Origin of the sequence: Pseudomonas sp. 13B_3.2_Bac1 (assembly GCF_025466205.1) — a bacterium.
Lineage (GTDB): Bacteria > Pseudomonadota > Gammaproteobacteria > Pseudomonadales > Pseudomonadaceae > Aquipseudomonas > Aquipseudomonas fluorescens_H.
In genome coordinates, this window is record NZ_JANLOG010000064.1 from 1 (window position 1) to 379 (window position 379).

Sequence of the window (379 nt, forward strand, 5' to 3'; positions counted from 1 at the left end):
CGCGGTCAGCTTGACCGTGGTGGTGTCGATGGTGTCGGTGACCTGAGTCACAGCCGGCACAGTGCTCGGCACCAGGTTCTCGAAGTTGCCACCGGTAGCGGTGGAAATGGTTGCTTCGACTTTGCCCGCGTCTTTGTACACGTCATCGGCAGGGGCCGGAACGGTCACGGTGCCAGTGGTTTTGCCCGCGTCGATGGTGATAACAGCACCGTTCGACAGCGTTACGGTCACTGGCGAACCAGCGGCGTTGGTCAGCGTTGCGGTGTAAACGATCGAACCACCTTCGGCCACGGTACCGGTCGCGGACAGCGACAGGTTAGTGGTGTCGACGGTGTCGGTGACGTTAGTGCTGACCGGTGTCTTGTCGGCAACGAGGTTT

The 379-nt window shown here is 60.9% G+C and carries 1 protein-coding gene; it reads right to left on the reverse strand.

From position 1 onward, the window contains the following. A partial coding sequence (locus NTD85_RS09790; protein ID WP_262142038.1) for an immunoglobulin-like domain-containing protein occupies positions 1 to 379 on the reverse strand: 379 nt, incomplete at both ends.